This window comes from Microbacterium sp. SORGH_AS_0454, assembly GCF_031453395.1.
In the GTDB taxonomy this organism is placed as follows: Bacteria; Actinomycetota; Actinomycetes; order Actinomycetales; family Microbacteriaceae; genus Microbacterium.
Genome location: NZ_JAVIYS010000001.1, coordinates 2,739,806 through 2,762,851, shown reverse-complemented (window position 1 = coordinate 2,762,851; position 23,046 = coordinate 2,739,806). Strand labels below are relative to the sequence as shown.

Here is a 23,046-nt window from a genome sequence, read left to right as displayed (position 1 = left end):
TCCCATTTTAGGCGGTCAGGCGCGTACCTGGCCGTCGCCGCGCCCGAGCCACTTGGTGCTCGTCAGCTCGGCGAGGCCCATGGGTCCGCGGGCGTGGAGTTTCTGCGTGGAGATGCCGACCTCGGCGCCGAAGCCGAACTCGCCTCCGTCGGTGAAACGCGTCGAGGCGTTCACCAGCACCACCGCAGAGTCGACCTCGGCGAGAAAGCGGTCGGCCGCCGCGGGGTCGGCGGTGATGATCGACTCGGTGTGGTGCGTCGAGTATCGGCGGATGTGCGCCAACGCCTCGTCGAGGTCGTCGACGACACGGACGGCGAGGTCGAGGGTGCCGTATTCGCGCGACCAGTCGTCGTCGGTCGCCGCGACGACGCGCGCATCGTGCGCACGCGTGTCGTCGTCGCCGTGCACGGTCACGCCGGCAGCGGCCAGGGACGCCAGCAGCTCCGGCAGCAGCCGAACGGCCGCCGCACGGTGCACGAGCACCGTCTCGACGGCATTGCAGACGCTGGGGCGCTGCGTCTTCGCGTTGAGCACGATGTCGCGGGCCCAGTCGTCTCGGGCGGTGGCGTCCAGGTAGACGTGCACGACGCCTGCGCCGGTCTCGATGACGGGGACCGTGGATTCGGTGACGACGGTCTCGATGAGTCCGGCGCTGCCGCGCGGAACGAGCACGTCGACCAGGCCTCGGGCGTTCATGAGGGCCTTCGCGCCGTCGCGACCGAAATCGTCGACGCTCTGGATGGCCTCGGGGCTCACGCCCTGGCTCGCCAGCGCGTCGCGCATGATGCGCACGAGCGTCGCGTTGCTGCTCAGCGCGGCCGACCCTCCGCGCAGCACGACGGCATTGCCGGAGCGCAGCGCCAGCGAGGCGATGTCGACGGTGACGTTGGGTCGGGCCTCGTAGATGGACCCGACGACGCCGAAGGGAACGGCGACCTTCTCGAGCGAGAGGCCGTTGGGGAGAGTCCGGCTGTCGAGCACGCGACCGACCGGGTCGGGGAGCTCAGCTACGTCGCGAACCGCGGCGGCGAGGGCCGACACGCGCGTGTCGTCGAGACGGAGGCGATCCAGGAGCGCCTCGCCGATGGAATCCTCCCGCCCTCTTTCGAGGTCTTCGGCGTTGGCGGCGACGATCTCGGCGGACGACGCCTCGAGAAGGTCGGCCACCGCGTGCAGGAGCGCGCTTTTGCGAGCGGAGTCGAGGAGTCCGATCTCGCGCGCCGCGTCTTTGGCCAGACGCAGGCGCTCGTCCACGGAGGCGGCGATCACGGTCATGCGCTCAGTGTACCGGCGCGCGTCAGGGCGCCCACGGGACCGGTGGACAGGGTCACGGGGTCGGGGTTGGGGGCGAACCAGGTGCCCACCGACTCCCCCGAGAGAGCGGATGCCACAAGGTCGGCGCTCGTGACGAGGACGCCCACGCCCGCGGTCGAGGCGATCTTGGCCGCGGAGGCCTTGGTGGCCGCTCCCCCGGTGCCCACGCCGTTGACGACGCCCGCGCCGAACTCGAAGTCCGACAGGTCGTCGCCCCAGGCGACGTCGGTGATGGGGCGTGCACCCGGCTCGCTGGGCGGGAGGGTGAAGAGCGTCTCGATGTCGCTGAGCAGGACGAGCACGTCCGCCCCGATCAGCTGCGCCACGAGAGCCGCCAGCCGATCGTTGTCGCCGAAACGGATCTCGTGGGTCGCCACGGTGTCGTTCTCGTTGACGATGGGCAGGATTCCGAGCCCCAGCAACCGCTCCATGGCGCGGCGCGCGTTCGAGCGGTGGGTGGCGTTCTCGAGATCGCCCGCGGTGAGCAGCACCTGCCCCGCGAGCAGACCGAAGCGGTCGAGCGAGGTCTGATACCGCCACATGAGGACGTTCTGTCCGACCGCCGCGGCGGCCTGCTGGGTGGCGAGGTCGTTCGGGCGCCCCTGAAGGTCGAGGAGGGGAAGAGCGGTCGCGATCGCCCCCGACGACACGAGGACGACCTCGGTACCCGCGCCGTGAGCGCGCGAGAGTGCCTCGACGATCGTGTCGATGCGGTGCGCGCCGTCACCGCTGATCGACGACGAACCGACCTTCACCACGACGCGAGCGGCGCCGGGGATGTCGGCGCGCGTCGTCGCGGTCACCGGTCCTCGTCCTCGGGCGAGAGCGGGGACGAATCACCGTCGGGAGAGATGCCCACGGCACGCGCCGCGCGGCGTTCGGCCTCGAGCTCGGCTCGGGCGTCGGCCTTGGCATCCATCCGCTCGTGATACTCGGCGCGACGCTCGGAGGAGGTCCGACGCGAGTTCTGCACGAGACGGGGGTCGGTGCCGCGCGGGGCCGTCATAAGCTCGGCGGCCGAGGTCAGGGTGGGCTCCCAGTCGAAGACGATGCCGTCGCCCGGACCGATGACGACGGTCGCACCGGCGACCGCGCCGGCACGGAACAAGCCGTCCTCGACGCCCAGGCGCGCGAGGCGGTCGGCGAGGTAGCCCACAGCCTCCTCGTTCTGGAAATCGGTCTGCTGGACCCACTTGACCGGCTTGTCGCCGAGGATGCGGTACACCGGACCGTAGGTGCCGCCCTCGACCTTGATCGTGAAGTCCTTCTCCGCGCCGCGTGGCCGGATGACGACGCGCTCGGCGGGAGCCTGATCGATCGTGGCGAGACGGTGCTGCTCGACGATCTCGCCGAGAGCGAAGGTGAGCTCGCGGAGCCCGGCGCGACTGACGGTCGAGATCTCGAACACGCGGAAGCCGCGGGCCTCGAGGTCGGGCCGCACGAAGTCGGCGAGCTCGTGCGCCTCGGGGACGTCGACCTTGTTCAGCGCGATGATCTGTGGCCGCTCGAGCAGCGGGATCTGCCCGTCGGGAACCGGGTACGCGGCGAGCTCGGCCAGGATGATGTCGAGGTCGCTCAGCGGGTCGCGGCCCGGGTCGAGCGTGGCGCAGTCGAGCACGTGGACGAGGGCCGTGCAGCGCTCGACGTGACGCAGGAACTCCAGACCCAGACCCTTGCCTTCGCTCGCGCCCTCGATGAGGCCGGGGACGTCGGCGATCGTGAAGCGCGCGTCGCCCGCCTGCACGACGCCCAGGTTCGGGTGCAGCGTCGTGAACGGGTAGTCGGCGATCTTGGGGCGCGCGGCCGACACCGCGGCGATCAGGCTCGACTTGCCCGCCGAAGGGAATCCGACCAATGCCACATCGGCGACGGTCTTGAGCTCGAGGACGACATCGCCCTCGTAACCGGGAGTGCCGAGAAGAGCGAAGCCGGGGGCCTTGCGTTTCGGAGAGGCGAGTGCCGCGTTGCCGAGGCCGCCGAGTCCACCCGGCGCGGCGACGAAGCGCATGCCGGGGGTGAGCATGTCGACGAGGACGTTGCCGTCGAGATCCTTCACGACCGTGCCGAGCGGCACCGGGAGCTCCTGGTCCTCGCCCAGGGCGCCGGAGCGGTGGTCGCCCATGCCGAACCCGCCGTTGCCCGCGGAGCGGTGCGGCGAGTGGTGGTACGAGAGCAGGGTGGTCGTCTGCGGGTCGGCGACGAGCACGACGTCGCCGCCGCTGCCCCCGTTGCCGCCGTCGGGACCGGCCAGCGGCTTGAACTTCTCACGGCGCACCGAGACGCAGCCGTTGCCGCCCTTTCCTGCACGCAGGTGCAGGGTCACGCGGTCGACGAAGGTGACCATGGCGGGTCCTTCCGGGTGTGGCCGGCCGAGCCGACTTGAAAAAAGAAGAGGGGGTGGGCAGCGCCCACCCCCTCGTGCGCCGAAGCGCGGGAATTACTCCGCTGCTGCGGTGACGATGTTGACGACCTTGCGGCCGCCCTTCGCGCCGAACTGGACGGCGCCGGGTGCCAGGGCGAACAGCGTGTCGTCGCCGCCACGGCCGACGTTGGCGCCGGGGTGGAAGTGCGTGCCGCGCTGGCGGACGATGATCTCGCCGGCGAGGACGACCTGGCCGCCGAAGCGCTTCACGCCGAGGCGCTGTGCGTTGGAATCACGACCGTTACGGGTGGAGCTTGCGCCCTTTTTGTGTGCCATCTCTGCGTCTCCTGGCTCTTACTTGATACCGGTGATCTTGACGCGCGTGAGGTCCTGACGGTGTCCCTGGCGCTTCTTGTAGCCGGTCTTGTTCTTGAACTTCTGGATCACGATCTTCGGACCGCGCTCCTCGCCGAGCACCTCGGCCGTGACCGAGACCTTCGCGAGCTTGTCGGCGTCGGTCGTGACCGCGTCGCCGTCGACGAACAGGACGGCGGGCAGCTGAATGCTCTCGCCGATCTTCGCCTTCTGGCGGTCGAGCACGACGACCGTGCCGACCTGGACCTTCTCCTGGCGGCCGCCGGCGCGCACAACTGCGTAAACCACTTCACACCTGTTTTCGTTCGGGAGCGCGGAGCTCCGGTTGTCTGATGACGTCGGGAGGGTCTGAGGACCCAAGTCTCGGTGCGATCCGGCGGGCAGAACCCGCGGGGTCACGCTCTTATCAGGAGTGGACGCGACGCACCAAGGGTCAAGTTTAGCTCACCCGGCGGCATCCGGCAAAAGCATTCGACCCGCGTGTCGACCGTAGGATCGCGGGATGGCAATCCTGATCGACGACCCGCAGTGGCCCGCGCACGGACGACTGTGGGCTCACCTGGTCAGCGACAGCGATCTCGAGGAGCTCCACGCCTTCGCCGCGGCAGCCGGAATCCCCTCCCGAGCGTTCGACCTCGATCATTACGACGTGCCCGACGAGCGGCACGCCGACCTCGTACGCGCGGGGGCCGAGCATGTGGGCGGCAAGGAACTCGTGCGACGCCTGCGAGCCTCGGGGCTGCGGATCACGGCTCGGGAACGGCGCCCTCAGCCGTGAGGGGCCATCTTCGGCCGCTGCGAGCAGAGCTCCGCGACAGAAGATGACCCCTCGAACGATCGGAAGCGAACTCAGGACTCGGACGACGGCTGAGCATTCACCGGCGTGCCGGTCAGGGCGGCGGTGGTCACCCGGCGGCGCGAGCGCCCCTGTCCCGGAGCCTTAGGTTCGGGCAGGGCCTCCAAGACCGACTCGAGCAGGGCGTCCTTCTCGGTGCGCGGAGCCTTGGGCTCGCGCTTCTTGCGCGGCCGCTTCTCGCGAACCGGCGCGGGAGCCTCGGCAGCGGCCTCGGTCTTGGCGTCGAGGACAGCCTCGACGGATGCCACGACCGCCGCCTCGACGATCGAGGGGTCGTCGATGGTGGGCTTCACGGTCGATGCCGCGATCTGAGCGAGAGCCGACTTGACGCCCTCGGTGATCACGTGGGTGCCGCCGGTCTGGGCCGCCGCTCCCCCGCCGTTTCCGTTGCCGCCGTTCTGCGCCGCATTGCCGCCGCCGGCCGCCGCATTGCCGTTGGAGCCGTTGGAGCCGTTGGAGCCGTTGTTGGAGCCTCGACCGCGACGGTTCGAGGAGCCGTTGCCGTTGCCGCCGCCGTTGGAGGAGCCTGCGGGGCGGTGCTTCGCGACGGGGTCGTGGTGCACGATGACTCCGCGACCGGCGCACACCTCGCACGCCTCGCTGAAGGTCTCGAGCAGGCCGAGGCCGAGCTTCTTCCGCGTCATCTGTACGAGACCGAGAGAGGTGACTTCGGCGACCTGGTGCTTCGTGCGGTCGCGGCTGAGGCATTCGATCAGACGACGCAGAACGAGATCGCGGTTGGACTCGAGCACCATGTCGATGAAGTCGACCACGATGATGCCGCCGATGTCGCGCAGGCGCAGCTGGCGCACGATCTCTTCGGCCGCTTCGAGGTTGTTCTTGGTGACGGTCTCTTCGAGATTGCCGCCGGAGCCGACGAACTTGCCGGTGTTGACGTCGACGACGGTCATGGCCTCGGTGCGGTCGATCACGAGCGAACCGCCGGAGGGCAGCCAGACCTTGCGGTCGAGGGCCTTCTCGATCTGCTCGGTGACCCGGAACGCGTCGAACGGATCCTGCTCGCCCTCGTACTTCTCGACCCGCTCGAGCAGGTCGGGGGCGACGCCCTGCAGGTACGAGGAGATGGTCTGCAATGCCTCGTCGCCCTGGATGAGCATGCGCGTGAAGTCCTCGTTGAAGACATCGCGGACGATCTTGACCAGAAGATCGGGCTCGGAGTGCAGCAGGGCGGGGGCCTGGATGGTCTTGACCTGGCTCGACACGTGCTCCCACTGCGACGTGAGGCGCTGCACGTCGAGGGTCAGCTGCTCCTCGGTGGCGCCCTCGGCCGCGGTGCGCACGATGACGCCGGAGGACTCGGGCAGCACCTCTTTGAGGATCTTCTTCAGGCGCGCGCGCTCGGTGTCGGGGAGCTTGCGGGAGATGCCGTTCATCGTGCCGTTGGGCACGTAGACGAGGTAACGGCCGGGCAGCGAGATCTGGCTCGTCAGTCGTGCACCCTTGTGACCCACCGGGTCCTTCGTGACCTGCACGAGGACGCGGTCGCCCGACTTGAGCGCGAGCTCGATGCGTCGGGGCTGGTTGTTGGTCTCGACGCCGTCCCAATCGACCTCGCCGGAGTAGAGCACGGCATTGCGGCCGCGTCCGATGTCGACGAAGGCGGCCTCCATGCTGGGCAGCACGTTCTGAACGCGACCGAGGTACACGTTCCCGATGAGAGAGGCGTCCTGATTGCGCGCGACGTAGTGCTCCACGAGCACGTTGTCTTCGAGGACGGCGATCTGGATACGGCCGGCCTTCGAGCGCACGGCCATCACGCGGTCGACGGCCTCGCGACGGGCGAGGAACTCGGCCTCGGTGACGACGGGGCGTCGGCGACCGGCTTCGCGACCGTCGCGACGACGCTGCTTCTTGGCCTCGAGACGCGTCGAACCCTTGATGCGCTGCGGCTCGGTGATGACCTCGACAGCGCGCTGGCGCACGGGAGGTGCGGCCGGGGACTCGAGGGACTCCTCGCGGTTGTCGTTGGGTCCCCCGCGGCGGCGGTTGCGACGGCGAGCGTTGGCCGAGACGCGCTCGGAGGGGCCCTCGTCGTCGCGGTCGTCGAAGTCGTCGCGGATGACGACGGGAGGGAGGGCGGGAGCATAGAAGTGCAGGGCCGTCGAGACGGCCGACACGAAGTTCTCGGGGAGCAGGCCCAGAGACACGGCGGTCGGGCGGCCGGGCTTCTCGGGCGCGGCAGGGGCCTCGGGCTGCTCCGAAGCGGCTGCGGGTTTCGCCGTGGCCTTCTCGGCCTGAGCGGAGTCGTCCGAGACGGCACCGGATGCCGAGCTCTCGGCGTCCGCGGGCGGTGCGTCGATCTCCGCGGCGGGGACGGGCTCGGCAGCCTGCTGCTCGGGGGCGGCGACCTGTGCGGTCTCCTCGTCACCGTCGGCCGCGGGGATGTCCTCCACGTCCAGCACCGCGGGCGCCTCGGTGTCGTCGGCGGCCGCGTCCTCGGCATCCTGGACCGCTGCCTCTTCTTCGTCGACCGCGGGCGTCGCGTCGGAGGAAGGAGCCTCGGTTTCGGGAGAGATCGCCGTCTCGTCGGCGGGATTCTGTTCGTCTGTCACATCGGCCATGTCGGGGTACTCCCTGGCGGACGACACCGCGCGTCGTCCGACGAAATCTCATGCGGCGCCGCACCCGGCGGGGCCGCGAACTCACTCGGTCTGCAGCCGGCCTGCGGCTCGTGCTGCGAAGGGCGGTCATCGCCCGAAGTCTTCTGGGTGATGTTCCTGCGGCGCGGCCGCGGTCACATCAGCCTTCATTATCGCACGAAGTACCGGGAACGCCCACGAAGCACGTCGGCGCGATGTTATCCACAGGAGCTTCCGTGGGCCGCGCGACCCTCGATAAGGTCAAGTTTCCGGCGAAGGGAGCCCCATGACCTTGTCTGACGACTCACTCACCGCTCTGGATCAGGCGCGCGCACGCGTGCAGGCCCAGACCGCGGAGGCTCGGGCGTTGTCGCACGACGCTGCACGAATGGCCGACGACGTTCGCACCGCGACAGCGTCCAGAACGTCGGTCGGTCGTGAGGTACGCGTGTCGGCAGCCGCGAGCGGTCGCATCGACCGCATCGACATCTCGAACAACGCCCTGCATCTCGACGCCGCGACCCTCTCGCGCATCGTGACCGAGACCGTGCGTGAGGCGCAGCGGGATGCCGCGGATGCGGCGCTCCGACGCATGGCCGAAAGCCTCGGCGAGTCGTCGCCCCTCGTCGCATCCACCCGCCGTCGTCTCGATGACGAGTACGTCGGTCCCACGACGGGAACGGTGATCTGATGATCGAGCACCTCGAAGTCACACCGCTCCGGTTATCGACGACGGCTCAGAACATCAAGGCGGCCGGCGCGCAGATCGACGCGCTTCTCGAGACGCTCACGCGCGAAGCCGCAACGCTGAGCACGCAGTGGAGCGGGGACGCTCAGCAGGCCTACGCCCGAGCGCAGGCACAATTCGGCGAACGCCTGGTGAGCCGCACCGCTCTTCTCGCCCGGTTGAGCGGCGCCCTGGACGACCTCGCCACCGCCTACAGCGAAGCCGACCTCGCGGGAGCACGAGGATTGGGGGCGACGGCATGATCCGGCGTTTACGCGTCGCCGCGCTCGTCGGCATCGCTCTCGCGGCGAGCGTCGCGTCGGGCTGCAGTCAGCTGCCGTTCCACGACGACTCGTACAAGACCGCGATCCCGGCTGCGCTGGAGGGAGCGGATTTGGGCATCACCGATGCGTGGGCCGGGGTGAGCCTCAGCGGCTTCACGGAGACGCTCTCGATTGGGGGGACGTTGAGCTCTCTCGAACAACCAGGGGATGAGGTATCTCCCCAGACCGTGGCGCAGATCCTCGGCGTTGCGCTGCACGACCAATCACTGTCGATGTCATACGTCGAGCTCGCGCTCAGAAATGCTGACAACGACCTCCTCGAGGTCGATTCCGCTATGGAGTCATTGGGCGCGCATCCAAGGGGGGACGGCAGCATCACGATGGACGAAGCGAAGAAGATCGCGGAGGAATCCGGACGATGACCGCAGCGAACCAGCACATCGAGATCGACGGCGGCGTCCTCCACAAGCAGGCGAGTCTTGTTCGAGAGGCGTCGTCAGCTTTCGGCACCGCCGGAGACGGTATCCGCGCAGATCTCCCGGGTGACGCCTTTGGGCTTTTGAGTCAGGGTCTGGTCGTGCCCCTGGCGAACGCTCTCGCGGGGCGGGCACGTGAGCTGCTGTCATCGGCACGCGATCTCGCCGAGAGGGCGGCGGATGGGGTCGATCAGGCCACGAACGGCTTTTCCACCGTTGAGCGGGACGCCGTTGACGCTTTTTCCCGGAGCGACTCTTGAACGTGGCATCCGGCATCAGCGCAGAGCTCTCCGGAGGAAGCTGGGCTGGGGGGCTCCCCACTAACGGTCCCGGTGGCGACTACTGCGCACAGATACCCGGGATTGCTGGCGTCGTCCTCCAATTCGTTCAGCCGCTGCGCGAGTGGTTCGATGAGCTCGTCGGCAACCCCGCCGCGTCGGCATCCGTTGCGGCGGCCTGGGAAGATGCCTCGCGATCCCTGGTGGGTATCCCGGATACTGTCCAGCAGGCACGATCGTCTCTCGCCGAGCTCGACGGACGCTCGGTCCGGGCCCTTCGCGAGCGACACGAGGACCTCCACCGCATCGCGCTCGACGCCGCCGAGTGGACGGCCGCCACCGCAGCGGCCCTCCGCCTCGCCTCGCGGATTGTCGAGGCAACCCGGTCTTATGTATGCGACGCTCTCGTGCAGTTGTCGCAGTTCTCTGATCAGCTCTTCTCCTTCAGCCTCAATCCGTTCGAGATCGCCGACCGGGTGGAGGACTTCGCGCGCGCCGCGTATGACCTGATCGAAGCGACGGGGCGCCTCGTCATCGACGTGCTCGAAGCCCTCTTTGCGCTGGGGGCGCTGCTACAAAAACTTCTTCCGATCGTCGCCGAGGGGCTGAGCGAACTGCGACAGATCATTGCCCAGATGCTACCGATGGCCAATGCGCTCGCCGGGATTCCCTTCGGGGCGCTCGGCGTAGGCGTGGGCCTCGTACTCGGTGGGGCCGCGCAGAACTTCCTGCAGAACTCGTCCGATGTCGAAGAACTCGACCCAGAAACATTGAACGAAGATGCACGAAAGGCCTGGGATAAGTCTCAGAAGGTCACTCACCTGTCGTCGCTCTCCGATCTTGTCTCGGTCAACGGAACCACTGATGCCATGGGTGCCGCCGATTCGACAGTGATCGACGTGAAGAAGATCCGTGGGGCTGACGGTGTAGAGAGATGGGTCGTTTCGTTGCCATCTACCCAGGACTGGCAGTTGGGTCCCGATGATGGCGCGCTCAACGATCGCGACTCGAACGTCGCTCTCATGGCCGACAATCCTCTTCTTCGGACCGCCTACGAGCGGGCGGTTCTCGAAGCGATGAGCGACGCCGGCATACCCCCGGGGAGCGATGTCGTCCTGACCGGGTTCAGCCAGGGTGGGATCATGGCGGCGAACCTCGCCGCGGATCGCACGTTCCCGTACAACACGGTAGGAGTGGTCACCAACGGTTCGCCCATCGATTCGTTCGACATCCCACGGAACATTCCTGTGTACGCCTTCCAACATGTGACGGACATCGTGCCGACGCTCGATGGGAATGCCTACGACGAAACGGCGCCGAATGTCCATCGTGTCCTGATGTCCGGACCTCTCAGCCCCATCGCAGCGCATGACAACCAGAACTACGCTGACTCGGTCGCCGCGTGGGAGAAGCAGTATGCCGAAACGCACGGAACTCCTCCACCGGGTCTCGATATGTTCACCGGCGAGGTCGTCGACCACAGCGTCTTCACGACGCATGAGTGAACGTGGCAGATACATCTTCGGTCGGGTTCTTCCCGTGGGCCGCTCGCGGCTATCCCGCCACCGAGAAGACGTGCGTACTGCGCTCAGAGCGGTCGCATAGGGCGTCGGTGGGAGAATCCCGATCATGACCGAAACCGTCACCCCGCGTCGCCCCGTCGTCGTCGCGATCTGGCTGATCTTCGCGGGGGTCGTTGGCTGGTGGGCGGCGTTTTCTCTCACCATGGAGCGCTTCCACCAGCTCGAGAACCCGGGCAGTGCGGCATCCTGTGACTTCAGCGTGCTGGTCCAGTGCTCGACGAATCTGCAGTCGTCCCAGGGCAGCGTGTTCGGCTTCCCGAACCCGATCATCGGGCTCGCCGCGTGGATCGCGCCCATCGTCGTCGGAATGGCGCTGCTGGCCGGCGCGCGGTTCGCGCGGTGGTTCTGGGCGCTGTTCTGGGTCGGTTTCGCCTTCGCCCTGACCTTCGTGATCTGGCTCATCGCGCAGAGCCTCTTCGTCCTGGCGACGCTGTGCCCCTGGTGCATGGTGACGTGGTCGGTCGTGATCCCGTCGTTCTTCGTCGTGACACTGCACGTGCTGCGCGAGGGCGTGATCCCTCGAGAGCGGGTTAGCGAGATCGCCGACCGGCTCATGGCGTGGGTGCCGCTCATGACGATCGTGGCGTTCGCGGTGGTCGCGGTCATCGCGCAGCTGCGGCTGAACGTTCTCGCGCAGCTCTGACCTGGTGGGCGCGCCCCCTCGTGTCCTAGCTTCGAGGGCTGAATGCCATGAACCCACTGATGCCCGCTGCGCACGACCCCGTCTGGTCGGCGCTCGCGATCGTGGCGTTCGGTCTTGCCGTGTGGGCCATCGTGAGCCTCTCCCGCCACCCGAGACACCTACCGTCGACGGTTGTGCTCATATGGGCGCTCGTGATCGTGGTGGTCCCCGTACTCGGCCCGGAGTCGTGGTTGGCGGCGGGACGCCGGGCAGGCGTCTCGCGCTCCTGACGGAAGTGCCCGCGGACGTCTGTCGGTTTGACGGGTTTAGCCACCTCGCGGAGCTCAGCCGCCTCGCCCCCGAACGACGAAGGCCGCCACCCTCTCGGGGCGGCGGCCTTCACGGCATCCGGGATCAGGCGAACCAGATCGCGAGCTCGCGCTCGGCGGACTCGACGCTGTCGGACCCGTGGACGAGGTTCTGCTGCACCTTGAGGCCCCAGTCGCGACCGAAGTCGCCGCGGATGGTTCCGGGGGCGGCGGTGGTCGGGTCGGTCGTTCCGGCGAGCGAGCGGAAGCCTTCGATGACGCGGTTTCCGGCGAGGCGGATGGCGACCGAGGGGCCGGACATCATGAACTCGAGCAGCGGCTCGTAGAACGGCTTTCCCTCGTGCTCGGCGTAGTGGTGGGCCAGGGTTTCACGGTCGGGCTCGACGAGGCGGATGTCGACGAGGGCGTAGCCCTTCGCCTCGATGCGGGCGAGGATCGCGCCGGTGAGGCCGCGAGCGACGCCGTCGGGCTTGACGAGGACGAGGGTCTCTTCGGTAGCCATGGGTCATTCTCCGTTCGAGAGGTCGGGGGAAGCGGCGCGTCGGGCGTTCTGTCGATCGAGCGCTGCTCCCTTGATGGTCGCATACGCCCACATGCCGCCGAAAATGAGAGCCACGACGGCCAGGGCCGGCACGAGGAAGCCGCCGAGCAGCAGCACGATCTGGAGTCCCCACCCCGCGAACAGCGCCCACCGGTGGCGGAGCGAGCCCGAGACGGCGACCATCGCCACAGCCATGACGACGCCGCCGACGATCCCCCACCAGGGCTCGATGCCGAAGGGCAGCACCTTGAGGCCGTAGACCACGAGGCCGCCGAGGAAGACGATGATCGATTCGAAGCCGAGCACGACGGCGCCGAGAGACTCCTGGGCGCCGCGTTGACGACGGGGGCGCGGGGCACGAGGTTCGCGGGGGCTCATCCCTGCCACCCGGCCTTCCAGTCCTCGAGGTCGGCGAGACGCAGCGCCTCGCCGGCGAGCACGACGGAACCGGCGATGACGACGGCGCGGCGGTCGGACTCGGCGGCCCACGAGCGGGCGGCGTCGGCGGCGTCCTCCAGCGTCGGGTGCACGGTGACCGGGAGGTCCGCCGCCTCCGCGACGTCGGCGATCACGTCGGGATCGGTCGCACGGTCACTGGCGGGGGCCGTGGCGAACACACGGGAGACCCCCGGGACGAGGGCCGACATGATGCCGGCGGCATCCTTGCCGTCGAGGATGCCGACCACGGCGCCCCACTCGTCGATGTCGAACGACTCATCGAGGGCGGCGACCAGAGCGCGCGCCCCGTGCGGGTTGTGCGCGGCGTCGACGAAGACGGTCGGAGCGGTACCGATGAGCTGAAGGCGGCCGGGCGAGGTGGCGTTGCCGAGACCGTCGGCGATCACGTCGGCCGCGAGGGGCTGGGCGCCACCGCCGATCAGCGACTCGACGGCGGCGACCGCGAGCGCCGCGTTGGCGCCCTGGTGTGCTCCGTACAGCGGCAGATAGACCTCGGGATACGTCCCGGCGACCCCGCGGATGTCGAGCTGCTGCCCGCCCACGGCGAGGGTCTGCCCCACCAGGTCGAACTCGTGGCCGGCCACGGCCACGGTCGCCCCCTCTTTCGCGGCGCGCGCGCGGATGACGCGGAGTGCGTCCTCGGTCTGCGCAGCCGACACCACCGCGGCTCCCGGCTTGATGATCCCCGCCTTCACCGTGGCGATCTCGGCGATGGTGGTGCCGAGACGGTCGGTGTGGTCGATGTCGATCGGCGCGAAGACCGCGACATCGCCGTCGGCGGTGTTCGTGGAGTCCCACTCCCCTCCCATACCGACCTCGAGCACGAGCACATCGATCGGCGCGTCGGCGCACGCGACGAACGCGAGCACGGTCAGCAGCTCGAAGAACGTCAGCGGCGCGTCCTCGGCCGCGGTCAGTTCGGCGTCCACCATCTCGACGAACGGCTGGATCTCGTCCCACGCATCGGCGATCGCGGCATCCGAAACGGGCTCGCCGTCGATGAGGATGCGCTCGGTGAAGCGTTCCAGATGGGGGCTCGTGAACAGCCCCGTGCGCAGACCCATCGCTCGCAGCAGGCTCTCGATCATGCGGCTGGTCGAGGTCTTGCCGTTCGTACCGGTGACGTGGACCACCCGGTAGGTCCGCTGCGGGTCGGCGAGCAGCTCGAGCACGCGACGCGTGCGCTCGACGCGGGGCTGCACCCACTGCTCGCCCTGCCGCTCGAGCAGCGCGCTGTAGACGGCGTCGGCCCTGGTGCGGTCGCTCATGCGGGGGCTCCGATCCGCGCGACGGCCACCGTGACGGCGCCGACGTTCGCGTAGGTCTTGGCAGCGATCTGCGTCTCGAACTCGGCCGGCAGCGCGCTGCCGCGCTCGATGAGCCGCCCCTCTGCTCCGGCGAGAACGACACTCTCGGCGAGAGTCTCGGATGCCACCCCGGCCACGTCGAACGCCTGAGCGACGGCTCGCGCGTCAGCGTCGTCGACGAAGGTCAGCGACAGGAAGATCCGATCGCTCACGTCGAAGCCCGCGGCCTTGCGGGTGTCCTGGATACCGCGGATCATGTCGCGGGCCAGGCCCTCGGCCTCGAGCTCCGGGGTGGTGACGGTGTCGAGCAGCACGAAACCACCGCCGGCCAGCACCGCCAGCGCTTCGCCTTCGGGGCGTCCCGCGGTCTCGACGACGAGGTCGTACTCGGCGGGCTCGAGCGCGATGCCTCCGGCGACGACCCGACCGTCGGTCTCGCTCCAATCGCTCTCACGAGCGGCCTTGATCACCTGCTGCACCTGTTTGCCGAGGCGAGGCCCCGCGGCGCGGGCGTTCACCGACAGACGGTGCGTGATGCCGTACTCCGCCGCCGTGCCCTCTCGCAGCGCGACCTGCTCGACGCTCTTGACGTTGAGCTCTTCTCGGAGGATGTCGTCGAACTGCGCCAGACCCGAGGCATCCGGGGTCACCACCGTCAGACGCGGGAGCGGCAGACGCACGCGCTTGCCCTCGCGCTTGCGCAGTGCGTTGGCGACGCTCGAGACCTCGCGCACCGTGTCCATCGCGGTGCGGATGTCTTCGGCCGCGGGGAACGCAGACGCGTCGGGCCAGTCGGTCAGGTGGACGCTCCGCCCGCCGGTGAGGCCCTGCCACACGCGCTCGGTGACGAGCGGCAGCAGGGGCGCTGCGACGCGGGTGAGCGTCTCGAGCACCGTGTAGAGCGTGTCGAAGGCCTCGCGGCTCGACGGATCGTCCGTCGCGCCCACCCAGAAGCGGTCCCGCGAACGGCGGATGTACCAGTTGGTCAGCACCTCGGCGAAGTCGCGCAGACGCTCGGCGGCGGTCGTGGAATCGAGGCCCTCCAGGTCGGCGGCGACCTCGCGCACCAGATCGCCGGTCAGCGCGAGGATGTACCGATCGAGCACGTCGGCGGAGTCGGTGCGCCGCTCGGCGGTGTAGCCTTCGGGGCCCGACGCGTTGGCGTACGTGGCGAAGAAGTACCACGCGTTCCACAGCGGCAACAGGAACTCGCGCACGCCCGAGCGGATGCCCTCCTCGGTCACGACGAGGTTCCCACCGCGCAGCACCGAACTCGACATCAGGAACCACCGCATGGCGTCCGAGCCGTCGCGGTCGAAGACCTCGCGCACGTCGGGGTAGTTGCGCAGCGACTTCGACATCTTCTGTCCGTCGTTGCCGAGCACGATGCCGTGGCACGAGACGCCGGTGTACGCCGGGCGGTCGAACAGCGCGGTCGAGAGCACGTGCATGACGTAGAACCAGCCGCGGGTCTGCCCGATGTACTCGACGATGAAGTCGGCCGGGGCGTGCTCGTCGAACCACTCGTGGTTCTCGAACGGGTAGTGCACCTGCGCGAACGGCATCGAGCCCGAGTCGAACCAGACGTCCAGCACGTCTTCGATACGGCGCATCGTCGACTGCCCCGTCGGGTCGTCGGGGTTCGGGCGCGTGAGGTCGTCGATGTAGGGGCGGTGCAGGTCCACCTCTCCGTCGGCGTTCAGCGGCAGGCGACCGAAGTCGGCCTCCATGTCGGCGAGCGAGCCGTAGACATCGACGCGCGGGTAGTTCGGGTCGTCGCTCTTCCACACCGGGATCGGCGAGCCCCAGTAGCGGTTGCGGCTGATCGACCAGTCGCGCGCGCCCTCGAGCCACTTGCCGAACTGGCCCTCCTTGACGTTCTCGGGCACCCAGGTGATCTGCTGGTTGTTGGCCAACAGGTCGTCTTTGATGTCGGTCACGCGCACGAACCAGCTCGACACGGCCTTGTAGATGAGGGGGTTCCGGCAGCGCCAGCAGTGGGGGTACGAGTGCTCGTACGACGCCTCGCGGAGCAACCGGCCCTCCTGCTTCAGCAGGCGGATGAGTGGGCGGTTGGCGTCCAGCCACAGCTCCCCCGCGACGTCGGTCACGGCCGACAGGAACCGACCGCCGTCGTCGAGCGAGATGATCGTCGGCAAGCCCGCGGCATCCGCGAGGCGCTTGTCGTCCTCACCGTAGGCCGGTGCCTGGTGCACGATCCCCGTGCCGTCGCTGACGGTGACGTAGTCGTCGACGAGGATCTTCCAGGCATCCTGCGTCCCCCACACCGACGCGTCGGCGTAGTAATCGAAGAGGCGGTCGTACGACACGCCCTCGAGCTCGGCGCCCAGGATCGTGGTCTGCACGGCCGCGCGGGCGGCATCCGGGCTCTCGTACCCGAGATCCTTGGCGTAGTTCGGCAGCAGGTCTTCGGCCAGCAGGTAGCGGTGCGCGACGGCCTCGAACGCCTCGTCGGGCGTGCCGTCGGGGGCACGGTGCACGTCGGCGGCGCCGTTCGGTCCGCCCTCGATGACGGCATAACGGATGCCGGGGCCCACCGCCAGCGCGAGGTTGGTCGGCAGGGTCCACGGGGTCGTCGTCCATGCGAGCGCGCGGACACCGGTCAGGCCCATCGCCTCGGCCTTGGCGCCGACGAGCGGGAAGGTCACGGTGACCGACGGGTCCTGCCGCATCTTGTAGACGTCGTCGTCCATGCGCAGCTCGTGGGTGGAAAGGGGCGTCTCGTCGCGCCAGCAGTACGGGAGCACGCGGTAGCCCTCGTACGCGAGTCCCTTGTCGTGCAAGGTCTTGAAGGCCCAGAGCACGCTCTCCATGTAGGTCGTGTCGAGCGTCTTGTACCCGCGCTCGAAGTCGACCCAGCGGGCCTGGCGCGTGACGTAGTCCTGCCACTCGCGCGTGTACTCGAGCACCGACTCGCGGGCCTTGGCGTTGAAGGTCGAAACCCCCATGCGCTCGATCTCGTCTTTCTCGGTGATCCCGAGCTGCTTCATTGCCTCGAGCTCGGCGGGCAGGCCGTGGGTGTCCCAGCCGAACACGCGGTCGACCTTCTTTCCGCGCATGGTCTGGAAGCGCGGGAAGACGTCCTTGGCGTAACCGGTGAGCAGGTGGCCGTAGTGCGGCAGGCCGTTGGCGAACGGCGGTCCGTCGTAGAACACCCATTCCTCGGCGCCCTCGCGGTTGGCGATCGACGCGCGGAAGGTGTCATCGCTCTTCCAGAACGCGAGCGTGTCGTTCTCGATCGCCGGAAAGCGCGGGCTCGGGACGACGGATGCCGTGGACGCGGCGCTCTGGCCGGACGCCGGAGCCGTGGCATCCGTGGCCGCGTTCGACGAGTCGGCGGCCGGGCCGAAGGATGAGGGGCGAGGGTAGGTCATGTCTCTCCGCGGGTCGAGGTTCGCTCGCCGGGACGATCCCTTCGGACCGCGGTACCACCCTGCATTGCGCCGTCTCACGAGGGCGCCGCTCTCACTGCGGCTGTGACGGGCCTGCCCCGCGCGGTTCTACTCGGGGCCTGGACCCGTTTCTTCCGCGAGCTCCCCGGTGATGGCCGGATCGATGCGTGTGCACCCAGTCTACGCCAGCCCCGCGGAGCGCGGTGCGGTCGATGCCTGACGATCGAGTGTCCGCGAAACCCGGACGCGGGGCCGGTGTCGTCCGGGTGTTCTGGACACTCGCCCCCCGCACGGATCCCGCCGCGCCGAGCGTTCCGAACGTCCTCTTCGTCCTGCGCGACCTGAACTGCCCTCGAGTGTCCAAGAAACCCGGACGTAGGGCCGATATCGTCCGGGTGTTCTGGACACTCGATCCTCCGTTCGGGCCGCAACCCGGCGAACGCGGACTCAGGCGCCCGGCGGGCGGACACCCGCGGCCGCCAGCAGTTCCCGGGTGAACGGATGCCGCGGCGCAGCGAAGACGCACGACACCGTGCCCGAGTCCACGACGCGTCCGTCCTTCATCACGATCACGTCGTCGGCGATCGCGGCCACGACGTCGAGGTCGTGGGTGACGAAGATCATGGCCAGGTCGCGCTCGCGCTGCAGGGCGAGGAGACGCTCGAGGATCTTCGCGCGCACCGAGGCGTCGAGGGCGGACACCGGCTCGTCGAGCACGAGCAGATCCGGTGACACGGCGAGGGCTCGGGCGATGGCGACCCGCTGGCGTTGGCCGCCCGACAGCTGCGCGGGCCGGCGACGGACGAACGCCGGCGACAGTCCGACCTCCTCGAGAAGGTCGGCGACGGCGCGCCGTCGCTCGGGACGCGGCACCCCACCCGCAGCGACGGCCTCGGTCAGGGTGCGACCGACGCTCCAGCGGGGGTCGAGGGCACCCCACGGGTTCTGTTGCACGAGCTGTACCCGGCGTCGATCCGCCCCGCGGGCCACCTCGGGCGTCCAGGGGCGATCGTCGAACGCGAGCGTTCCCTCATCCGCGATGGTCACGCCGACCGCGAGACGAGCGAGCGTCGTCTTGCCCGATCCCGACTCCCCCACCACCGCGAGAGTACGACCGCGGCGGATCTCGAACGAGACGTCGTCGACGGCGACCCGTTCGCCGAAGCGCTTGGTCACGCCGTGGGCGGTGAACAGCGGAGCGTCGGTGCGCGGGGTGCGCCCGAGCGGCTCGTGAGACACCGCCGCGACGAGCTCGCGCGTGACGGGATCGCGAGGGGGATGCCAGCACCTCGGCGGTGACGCCGGTCTCGACGACGCGTCCCTCCTGCATCACGACGACCCGGTCGGCCACCCGCGCCACGGCTCCGAGGTCGTGACTGATGAACACCACGGCGACGCCGTCATCGGCGATACGGCGAATCAGCTCGAGCACGCGGGCCTGCACGGTGGCATCCAGGGCCGTGGTGGGCTCGTCGGCCACCAGGACCGTGGGCCTCGCCGACAGGGCCGAGGCGATCAGGGCGCGTTGGCGCAGTCCGCCCGAAAGCTCGTGCGGGTACTGGCGCGCGCGCTCGTCGGGCTCGGGCATCGACACACGCTCGAGGCTGTCGCGCACGCGCGCCGCCACCGCCTCACCGCGCACCGAGGGCTCGTGGATGCGCACCGGCTCGGCGACCTCGGCGCCGATCCGGCGGAGGGGGTCTAGCGAGACGAGCGCGTCCTGCGACACGAGGGCGATGCGCCGCCCCCGAAAAGTCCGCCACTGCCGCTCCGTCAGCGACCGAGCGGCGGTACCGTCGATCTCGAGCTCGTCTGCAGACCATGACAGGCCGTCGGGAACGAGACCCAGCAGGGCGCGCGCGCTCAGCGACTTGCCCGCGCCCGACTCGCCCACGATCGCGACGCACTCCCCCGGAGAGACGTCAAAGTCGAGGTGGCGGACGATCGCCCCCTCGGGGCCGCCGATGCGCAAGCCGCGCACGCGGACGCCGCTCATGCGCCCCGCTCCTCTGATCGCGCGCGCAGGATGCGGCCGATGACGCTCACGCTCACGACGGTCGCGGTGATGGCCAGGCCCGGGAACACCGCGACCCACGGAGCCTGCAGGAGCAGATTGCGGCCCGCCGAGAGCATGAGCCCCCATTCGGGTGCGGGCTCGGTGGGGCCGAGGCCGAGGAAGCTCAGGCCCGCCGCTGCGAGGATGCTCGTGCCGATGCCGATCGTGGCGAGCACGCTCACCGCACCCAGAACGCCGGGGAGGACGTGCCGCACGTGTACGACGACCGCGGGGACGCCGATGATGCGCGCGGCCTCGACGTGCTCGGCCGCTGCGAGCGACCGGGTCTGCGCCCGCGCCAGCCGGATGTACACGGGAACGGCCGCGATCGTCACGGCCACGGCGATGTTCGCGGATCCCGGCCCCAGCACCGCCACCACCAGGAGGGCGACGAGGAACTCGGGGAAGGCCAGCAGCACGTCCACGACCCGCATCGCGGCGGCGTCGATCCAGCGCGGGGCGACGGCTGAGAGCGAGCCCGCGATCAGGCCGACCACCAGGGCGAGTCCCGTCGCGAGCAGACCGATCCCCACCGAGGGGCCGGCTCCGTAGACGACGCGCGAGTACACGTCGCGACCGCTCTGATCTGTGCCGAACCAGTGGGCTGCGCTCGGCGACTGGAGGGTGGCACGGACGTCGGTCAGCAGCGGGTCGTGCGTCGCGAGAAGACCCGGCGCCACGGCGGCAGCGGCGATGAGCGAGAGCACCGCGCCCGCGATCGTCAGGGTGACGACTCTGCCCGGCCGTGTCCGACGCGTCTCGGTGAGGGCGGCGCTCACGCGGGCACTCCGCTCCGCACGCGCAGCGCCGCACCGGCGACCCGCAGACGCGGGTCGAGGAGGGGCGCGACCAGGTCGACGACCGTGTTGACCACGACGAAGACGAGGGCGCTCAGCAGGATGACGCCGGTGATCACCGGGAGATCGCGGTCGGTGATCGCCGCGAGCGTCACGCGGCCGATGCCGGGCCGCGCGAACACCGTCTCGACAAGCACGGCGCCACCGAGGAGGGATCCGACGAGATAGGCGGCGAGCGTGACCGCCCCGACCGCCGCGTGACGCAGCGTGTGGTGCAGGGTCTCTCGCCGCGGAGCGGCACCGCGGGCGCGCACGGTGAGCAGGAACGGCTCGCGCTCGGCCGCTTCGATCCCGTCGCGCAGGACCTGCGACAGCAGCGCCGCGACCGGCAGGGCCAGGGTCACCGCCGGCAGCACGAGGGATGCGGCATCCCGCCCTCCCGCCACCGGGAACCACCCGAGCTGGAACGAGAAGACGCTCAGCAGTACGAGCCCCGTCCAGAACACCGGCGACGACAGGACGACGAGCTCGACGCCCGAGGCAACGGCCCGCCCGCGCCGTCCGCGTACGAGCAGCGCCGTCGCCAGTGCCAGCAGCGCGGCGATCACGAGCGCGAGCGCCGATAGCTGCAGAGTGGGCCCGAGCTGGCGGCCGATCACCTCGGACACGGGAAGGCGCAGTTGATACGACTCCCCCAGGTCACCGCGAGAGAGTCGCCCGAGGAATGCGGCGTATTGCTCGAACACGGGGCGATCCAGACCGAGATCGCTTCGGATCCCCGCCTTCACGGTCTCGCTCACCTGCGCCTGCGGGCCCAGCATGACGTCGACGGGGTCTCCCGGGATGATCCGGAACGCCACGAACGCCAACGTCGCCGCGCCCCACAGCACGAGAACGACGGATGCCACGATCCCGCCGAGGCGCCTCAGAAGGACGCGGGAGCGAGAACGTGGCATCCGCCTAGTGTGTCCGAATCTCGGCGTCTCAGCCGACGGACGCCGTCGCGAACAGCGGACGACCGTAGAGGTCGAAGGCCAGACCCGAGACCTTCGGGGTGACGGCGCTGATCAATGCGGGGCTGTACAGCGGCACGATCGCGGCCTGCTGCGCGTTCCACTGCTGCACCTGCGCGTAGATCGCGTTGCGCGCAGCCGGATCGGTCGTCGAGGCGCCCTGCTCGAGAAGGGCGTCCATCGCCGGATCGCTCACCTGGGAGGCGTTCTGGAATCCTTCGGTGGCGAGGTGGCTGCGCAGCAGGTCGGCGTCGACGCCCGAGAAGCCCCAGTCGGTGACGTCGTAGGTCTTGGGACCGTACTGCTCGTTGTAGGCACCGGGTTCGAGCACCTCGCGCTGCAGGTCGAAGCCGACGGCCTTCAGGTCGCTCTGCACGGCGTTCGCCAGCGCAGCGCGGTCGTCGGGCACCGGGGTCCACGCGATCCAGCGCGCGGTGAGGCGCTGACCGTTCTTCGTGCGGATGCCGTCGGCATCCCGTCCCGTCCAGCCCGCCTCGTCGAGAAGGGCGTCGGCGGCCGCCTGGTCGAACGGCCACGTCTTCTCGAGGCTCGCGTCGTAGCCGGGCGTCGTGGCCCCGAGGATGCTCCACGCGCGCGGGTACTGGCCGTAGAAGATCTCCTGCACCGCGGAATCGACGTCGATCGCCTTCGAGAACGCCTGACGCACCTTCTGGTCGGCGAAGACGCCGTACTTCTCGTTGAGGAACAGCGAGTACGGCAGACCGGGGTAGGCGATCGACTCGACCGTGTCGTCGGAGGGCACCTGCCCGACGAGGTTCGGGGGGAGGTTGGTCACGACGTCGGCCTGGCCGCTCGAAAGCGCGCCGAGGCGCACCGAAGCCTCGGGGAGGATGTCGACGCGGAGGGTCTTGAACGCCGGCTTGCCGCCGCCGTCGGGGCCCCACGTGTAGTCGTCGTTGCGCGTGTACACGATGTCCTGGTCGGGCGTGTACTCGGTGAGCTCGAAGGGCCCGGTGCCGACGTTCACGCCGGGTCCGCCGGCCTTGAGCTGATCGGCCTTGTCTTCGAGCACCTTCGGCGAATAGAAACCGAGCAGCGCGGTGCTCGCCGCCTGGAGGAACGGCGCGTAGGGCTGGGTGAAGCGCACGCGCACGGTGTGCTCGTCGACCACGTCGGTGCCGGCGTACAGCTCTCCGCCCAGCATGCTCGCGGCCTGAGCCGAGGCGGTGTCGGGGTCGGCGATGCGATCGAAGTTCGCCTTGACCGCGGCCGCGTCGAACGCGGTGCCGTCGTGGAACGTCACGTCGGTACGCAGGCGGAACAGGTAGCTCGCGCCCCCGTCCTCGACGTCCCACGACTCGGCGAGCCACGGCGAGAACGTGCCGTCGGCCTCCTGGAACACCAGCGAGTCGAGCACGGCGCGCTGCACCATGGCAGATACGTCGAGCTGGCTGGTCTGCGGGTCCATGTGGCCGGCCGAGAGGTTCGCACCCTCGATCGCCCAGACGATCTCGCCATCGCCCTCGGCGGCGGGGTCGGACCCCGCGCACGCCGAGAGTGAGAGAGCGGCGACCGCGGCGATGGCGACCGCCGAGAGCACGCGACGGGAAAGCTGTGAAGGCATGACGAAACCTCGAAGTCTTTGGTGGGGAAGCTTCAGCTTACCCGCGTTCCTGGACCGAGTGCGGAAAGT

At 69.3% G+C, this 23,046-nt stretch carries 23 protein-coding genes; 8 read left to right on the top strand and 15 right to left on the bottom strand.

Translation table 11 applies throughout. The features are described from left to right. Positions 1 to 15: 15 nt before the first annotated feature. The 5 genes from QE454_RS13315 to rplU all read right to left on the bottom strand — a co-directional run bounded on the left by QE454_RS13315 (position 16) and on the right by rplU (position 4,339). Entirely contained in the window at positions 16 to 1,275 is a 1,260-nt protein-coding gene (locus tag QE454_RS13315; protein ID WP_309668700.1) for a glutamate-5-semialdehyde dehydrogenase, read from the bottom strand. After that, positions 1,272 to 2,117: a glutamate 5-kinase gene (proB, locus tag QE454_RS13310; protein ID WP_210074842.1), complete on the bottom strand. Its 846-nt coding sequence runs from the start codon at positions 2,115 to 2,117 to the stop codon at positions 1,272 to 1,274. The genes QE454_RS13315 and proB overlap by 4 nt, the downstream gene beginning before the upstream one ends. Beyond that, positions 2,114 to 3,658: a GTPase ObgE gene (obgE, locus tag QE454_RS13305; protein WP_307316987.1), complete on the bottom strand. Its 1,545-nt coding sequence runs from the start codon at positions 3,656 to 3,658 to the stop codon at positions 2,114 to 2,116. The genes proB and obgE overlap by 4 nt, the downstream gene beginning before the upstream one ends. Before the next feature lie 93 nt (positions 3,659 to 3,751). Continuing rightward, on the bottom strand, positions 3,752 to 4,012 hold the full coding sequence (gene rpmA, locus QE454_RS13300; protein WP_055836932.1) for a 50S ribosomal protein L27: 261 nt from the start codon (positions 4,010 to 4,012) through the stop codon (positions 3,752 to 3,754). Positions 4,013 to 4,030: 18 nt separating this feature from the next. Then, complete coding sequence (gene rplU / locus QE454_RS13295) at positions 4,031 to 4,339, bottom strand: 50S ribosomal protein L21 (protein WP_055836929.1); 309 nt, start codon at positions 4,337 to 4,339, stop codon at positions 4,031 to 4,033. A gap of 214 nt (positions 4,340 to 4,553) precedes the next feature. Between rplU and QE454_RS13290 the strand changes: the two genes are divergently transcribed. Beyond that, positions 4,554 to 4,829: a DUF4031 domain-containing protein gene (locus tag QE454_RS13290; RefSeq protein WP_267787173.1), complete on the top strand. Its 276-nt coding sequence runs from the start codon at positions 4,554 to 4,556 to the stop codon at positions 4,827 to 4,829. 71 nt (positions 4,830 to 4,900) lie between these two features. Here the strand turns inward: QE454_RS13290 and QE454_RS13285 are convergent, their stop codons facing one another. Then, positions 4,901 to 7,489 (bottom strand): Rne/Rng family ribonuclease, encoded by a 2,589-nt coding sequence (locus tag QE454_RS13285; protein WP_307460702.1) that lies wholly within the window; start codon positions 7,487 to 7,489, stop codon positions 4,901 to 4,903. Positions 7,490 to 7,793: 304 nt separating this feature from the next. Here QE454_RS13285 and QE454_RS13280 point away from each other — a divergent pair, with 304 nt between their 5' ends. From QE454_RS13280 to QE454_RS13250, 7 genes are all read left to right on the top strand, one after another. Further along, a complete protein-coding gene (locus tag QE454_RS13280; RefSeq protein WP_307460706.1) occupies positions 7,794 to 8,198 on the top strand; it encodes a YbaB/EbfC family nucleoid-associated protein in 405 nt (134 codons plus the stop codon). Further along, positions 8,198 to 8,497 (top strand): WXG100 family type VII secretion target, encoded by a 300-nt coding sequence (locus QE454_RS13275; protein ID WP_210074834.1) that lies wholly within the window; start codon positions 8,198 to 8,200, stop codon positions 8,495 to 8,497. The genes QE454_RS13280 and QE454_RS13275 overlap by 1 nt, the downstream gene beginning before the upstream one ends. Beyond that, the gene (locus QE454_RS13270) at positions 8,494 to 8,940 is read left to right on the top strand and encodes a hypothetical protein (protein WP_307460711.1); all 447 of its coding nucleotides are present in this window, start codon (positions 8,494 to 8,496) and stop codon (positions 8,938 to 8,940) included. Before QE454_RS13275 ends, QE454_RS13270 begins: the two co-directional genes overlap by 4 nt. Beyond that, positions 8,937 to 9,254 (top strand): hypothetical protein, encoded by a 318-nt coding sequence (locus QE454_RS13265; RefSeq protein WP_210074830.1) that lies wholly within the window; start codon positions 8,937 to 8,939, stop codon positions 9,252 to 9,254. The genes QE454_RS13270 and QE454_RS13265 overlap by 4 nt, the downstream gene beginning before the upstream one ends. Positions 9,255 to 9,256: 2 nt before the next feature. Then, positions 9,257 to 10,777 carry a hypothetical protein gene (locus QE454_RS13260; protein WP_307460715.1) on the top strand — a complete coding sequence of 507 codons (1,521 nt, stop codon included), beginning with the start codon at positions 9,257 to 9,259 and terminating at the stop codon, positions 10,775 to 10,777. Between the two features lie 124 nt (positions 10,778 to 10,901). Continuing rightward, positions 10,902 to 11,498 (top strand): vitamin K epoxide reductase family protein, encoded by a 597-nt coding sequence (locus QE454_RS13255; protein WP_210074826.1) that lies wholly within the window; start codon positions 10,902 to 10,904, stop codon positions 11,496 to 11,498. 47 nt (positions 11,499 to 11,545) lie between these two features. Further along, complete coding sequence (locus tag QE454_RS13250) at positions 11,546 to 11,767, top strand: PLD nuclease N-terminal domain-containing protein (protein ID WP_307460722.1); 222 nt, start codon at positions 11,546 to 11,548, stop codon at positions 11,765 to 11,767. Between the two features lie 124 nt (positions 11,768 to 11,891). On the opposite strand, the gene ndk is transcribed toward QE454_RS13250, so the two are convergent. The 9 genes from ndk to QE454_RS13205 form a co-directional block, all read right to left on the bottom strand. After that, positions 11,892 to 12,308 carry a nucleoside-diphosphate kinase gene (gene ndk, locus QE454_RS13245; protein ID WP_210074824.1) on the bottom strand — a complete coding sequence of 139 codons (417 nt, stop codon included), beginning with the start codon at positions 12,306 to 12,308 and terminating at the stop codon, positions 11,892 to 11,894. A gap of 3 nt (positions 12,309 to 12,311) precedes the next feature. Beyond that, entirely contained in the window at positions 12,312 to 12,725 is a 414-nt protein-coding gene (locus QE454_RS13240; protein ID WP_307460724.1) for a DUF4233 domain-containing protein, read from the bottom strand. Continuing rightward, on the bottom strand, positions 12,722 to 14,074 hold the full coding sequence (locus QE454_RS13235; protein ID WP_307460727.1) for a folylpolyglutamate synthase/dihydrofolate synthase family protein: 1,353 nt from the start codon (positions 14,072 to 14,074) through the stop codon (positions 12,722 to 12,724). Before QE454_RS13235 ends, QE454_RS13240 begins: the two co-directional genes overlap by 4 nt. Beyond that, positions 14,071 to 17,508 (bottom strand): isoleucine--tRNA ligase, encoded by a 3,438-nt coding sequence (gene ileS, locus QE454_RS13230; protein WP_307460734.1) that lies wholly within the window; start codon positions 17,506 to 17,508, stop codon positions 14,071 to 14,073. The genes QE454_RS13235 and ileS overlap by 4 nt, the downstream gene beginning before the upstream one ends. Before the next feature lie 465 nt (positions 17,509 to 17,973). Next, entirely contained in the window at positions 17,974 to 18,624 is a 651-nt protein-coding gene (locus QE454_RS13225; protein WP_309668699.1) for an ATP-binding cassette domain-containing protein, read from the bottom strand. After that, positions 18,557 to 19,522 (bottom strand): ABC transporter ATP-binding protein, encoded by a 966-nt coding sequence (locus tag QE454_RS13220; RefSeq protein WP_309668698.1) that lies wholly within the window; start codon positions 19,520 to 19,522, stop codon positions 18,557 to 18,559. Before QE454_RS13220 ends, QE454_RS13225 begins: the two co-directional genes overlap by 68 nt. Beyond that, positions 19,519 to 20,361: an ABC transporter permease gene (locus QE454_RS13215; RefSeq protein WP_307460741.1), complete on the bottom strand. Its 843-nt coding sequence runs from the start codon at positions 20,359 to 20,361 to the stop codon at positions 19,519 to 19,521. The genes QE454_RS13220 and QE454_RS13215 overlap by 4 nt, the downstream gene beginning before the upstream one ends. After that, on the bottom strand, positions 20,358 to 21,335 hold the full coding sequence (locus tag QE454_RS13210; RefSeq protein ID WP_307460744.1) for an ABC transporter permease: 978 nt from the start codon (positions 21,333 to 21,335) through the stop codon (positions 20,358 to 20,360). The genes QE454_RS13215 and QE454_RS13210 overlap by 4 nt, the downstream gene beginning before the upstream one ends. A gap of 28 nt (positions 21,336 to 21,363) precedes the next feature. Continuing rightward, positions 21,364 to 22,977 carry an ABC transporter substrate-binding protein gene (locus tag QE454_RS13205; protein WP_307460747.1) on the bottom strand — a complete coding sequence of 538 codons (1,614 nt, stop codon included), beginning with the start codon at positions 22,975 to 22,977 and terminating at the stop codon, positions 21,364 to 21,366. Positions 22,978 to 23,046: the final 69 nt, after the last annotated feature.

Coding starts and splice junctions, on each gene's coding strand:
- QE454_RS13255 (WP_210074826.1), top strand. CDS start 10,902: ATGACCGAAACCGTCACCCCGCGTCGCCCCGTCGTCGTCGCGATCTGG.
- obgE (WP_307316987.1), bottom strand. CDS start 3,658: ATGGTCACCTTCGTCGACCGCGTGACCCTGCACCTGCGTGCAGGAAAG.
- ileS (WP_307460734.1), bottom strand. CDS start 17,508: ATGACCTACCCTCGCCCCTCATCCTTCGGCCCGGCCGCCGACTCGTCG.
- QE454_RS13265 (WP_210074830.1), top strand. CDS start 8,937: ATGACCGCAGCGAACCAGCACATCGAGATCGACGGCGGCGTCCTCCAC.
- QE454_RS13220 (WP_309668698.1), bottom strand. CDS start 19,522: ATGAGCGGCGTCCGCGTGCGCGGCTTGCGCATCGGCGGCCCCGAGGGG.
- rpmA (WP_055836932.1), bottom strand. CDS start 4,012: ATGGCACACAAAAAGGGCGCAAGCTCCACCCGTAACGGTCGTGATTCC.
- QE454_RS13235 (WP_307460727.1), bottom strand. CDS start 14,074: ATGAGCGACCGCACCAGGGCCGACGCCGTCTACAGCGCGCTGCTCGAG.
- QE454_RS13285 (WP_307460702.1), bottom strand. CDS start 7,489: ATGGCCGATGTGACAGACGAACAGAATCCCGCCGACGAGACGGCGATC.
- QE454_RS13210 (WP_307460744.1), bottom strand. CDS start 21,335: ATGCCACGTTCTCGCTCCCGCGTCCTTCTGAGGCGCCTCGGCGGGATC.
- QE454_RS13240 (WP_307460724.1), bottom strand. CDS start 12,725: ATGAGCCCCCGCGAACCTCGTGCCCCGCGCCCCCGTCGTCAACGCGGC.
- QE454_RS13315 (WP_309668700.1), bottom strand. CDS start 1,275: ATGACCGTGATCGCCGCCTCCGTGGACGAGCGCCTGCGTCTGGCCAAA.
- ndk (WP_210074824.1), bottom strand. CDS start 12,308: ATGGCTACCGAAGAGACCCTCGTCCTCGTCAAGCCCGACGGCGTCGCT.
- QE454_RS13275 (WP_210074834.1), top strand. CDS start 8,198: ATGATCGAGCACCTCGAAGTCACACCGCTCCGGTTATCGACGACGGCT.
- QE454_RS13205 (WP_307460747.1), bottom strand. CDS start 22,977: ATGCCTTCACAGCTTTCCCGTCGCGTGCTCTCGGCGGTCGCCATCGCC.
- QE454_RS13280 (WP_307460706.1), top strand. CDS start 7,794: ATGACCTTGTCTGACGACTCACTCACCGCTCTGGATCAGGCGCGCGCA.
- QE454_RS13250 (WP_307460722.1), top strand. CDS start 11,546: ATGAACCCACTGATGCCCGCTGCGCACGACCCCGTCTGGTCGGCGCTC.
- QE454_RS13270 (WP_307460711.1), top strand. CDS start 8,494: ATGATCCGGCGTTTACGCGTCGCCGCGCTCGTCGGCATCGCTCTCGCG.
- QE454_RS13290 (WP_267787173.1), top strand. CDS start 4,554: ATGGCAATCCTGATCGACGACCCGCAGTGGCCCGCGCACGGACGACTG.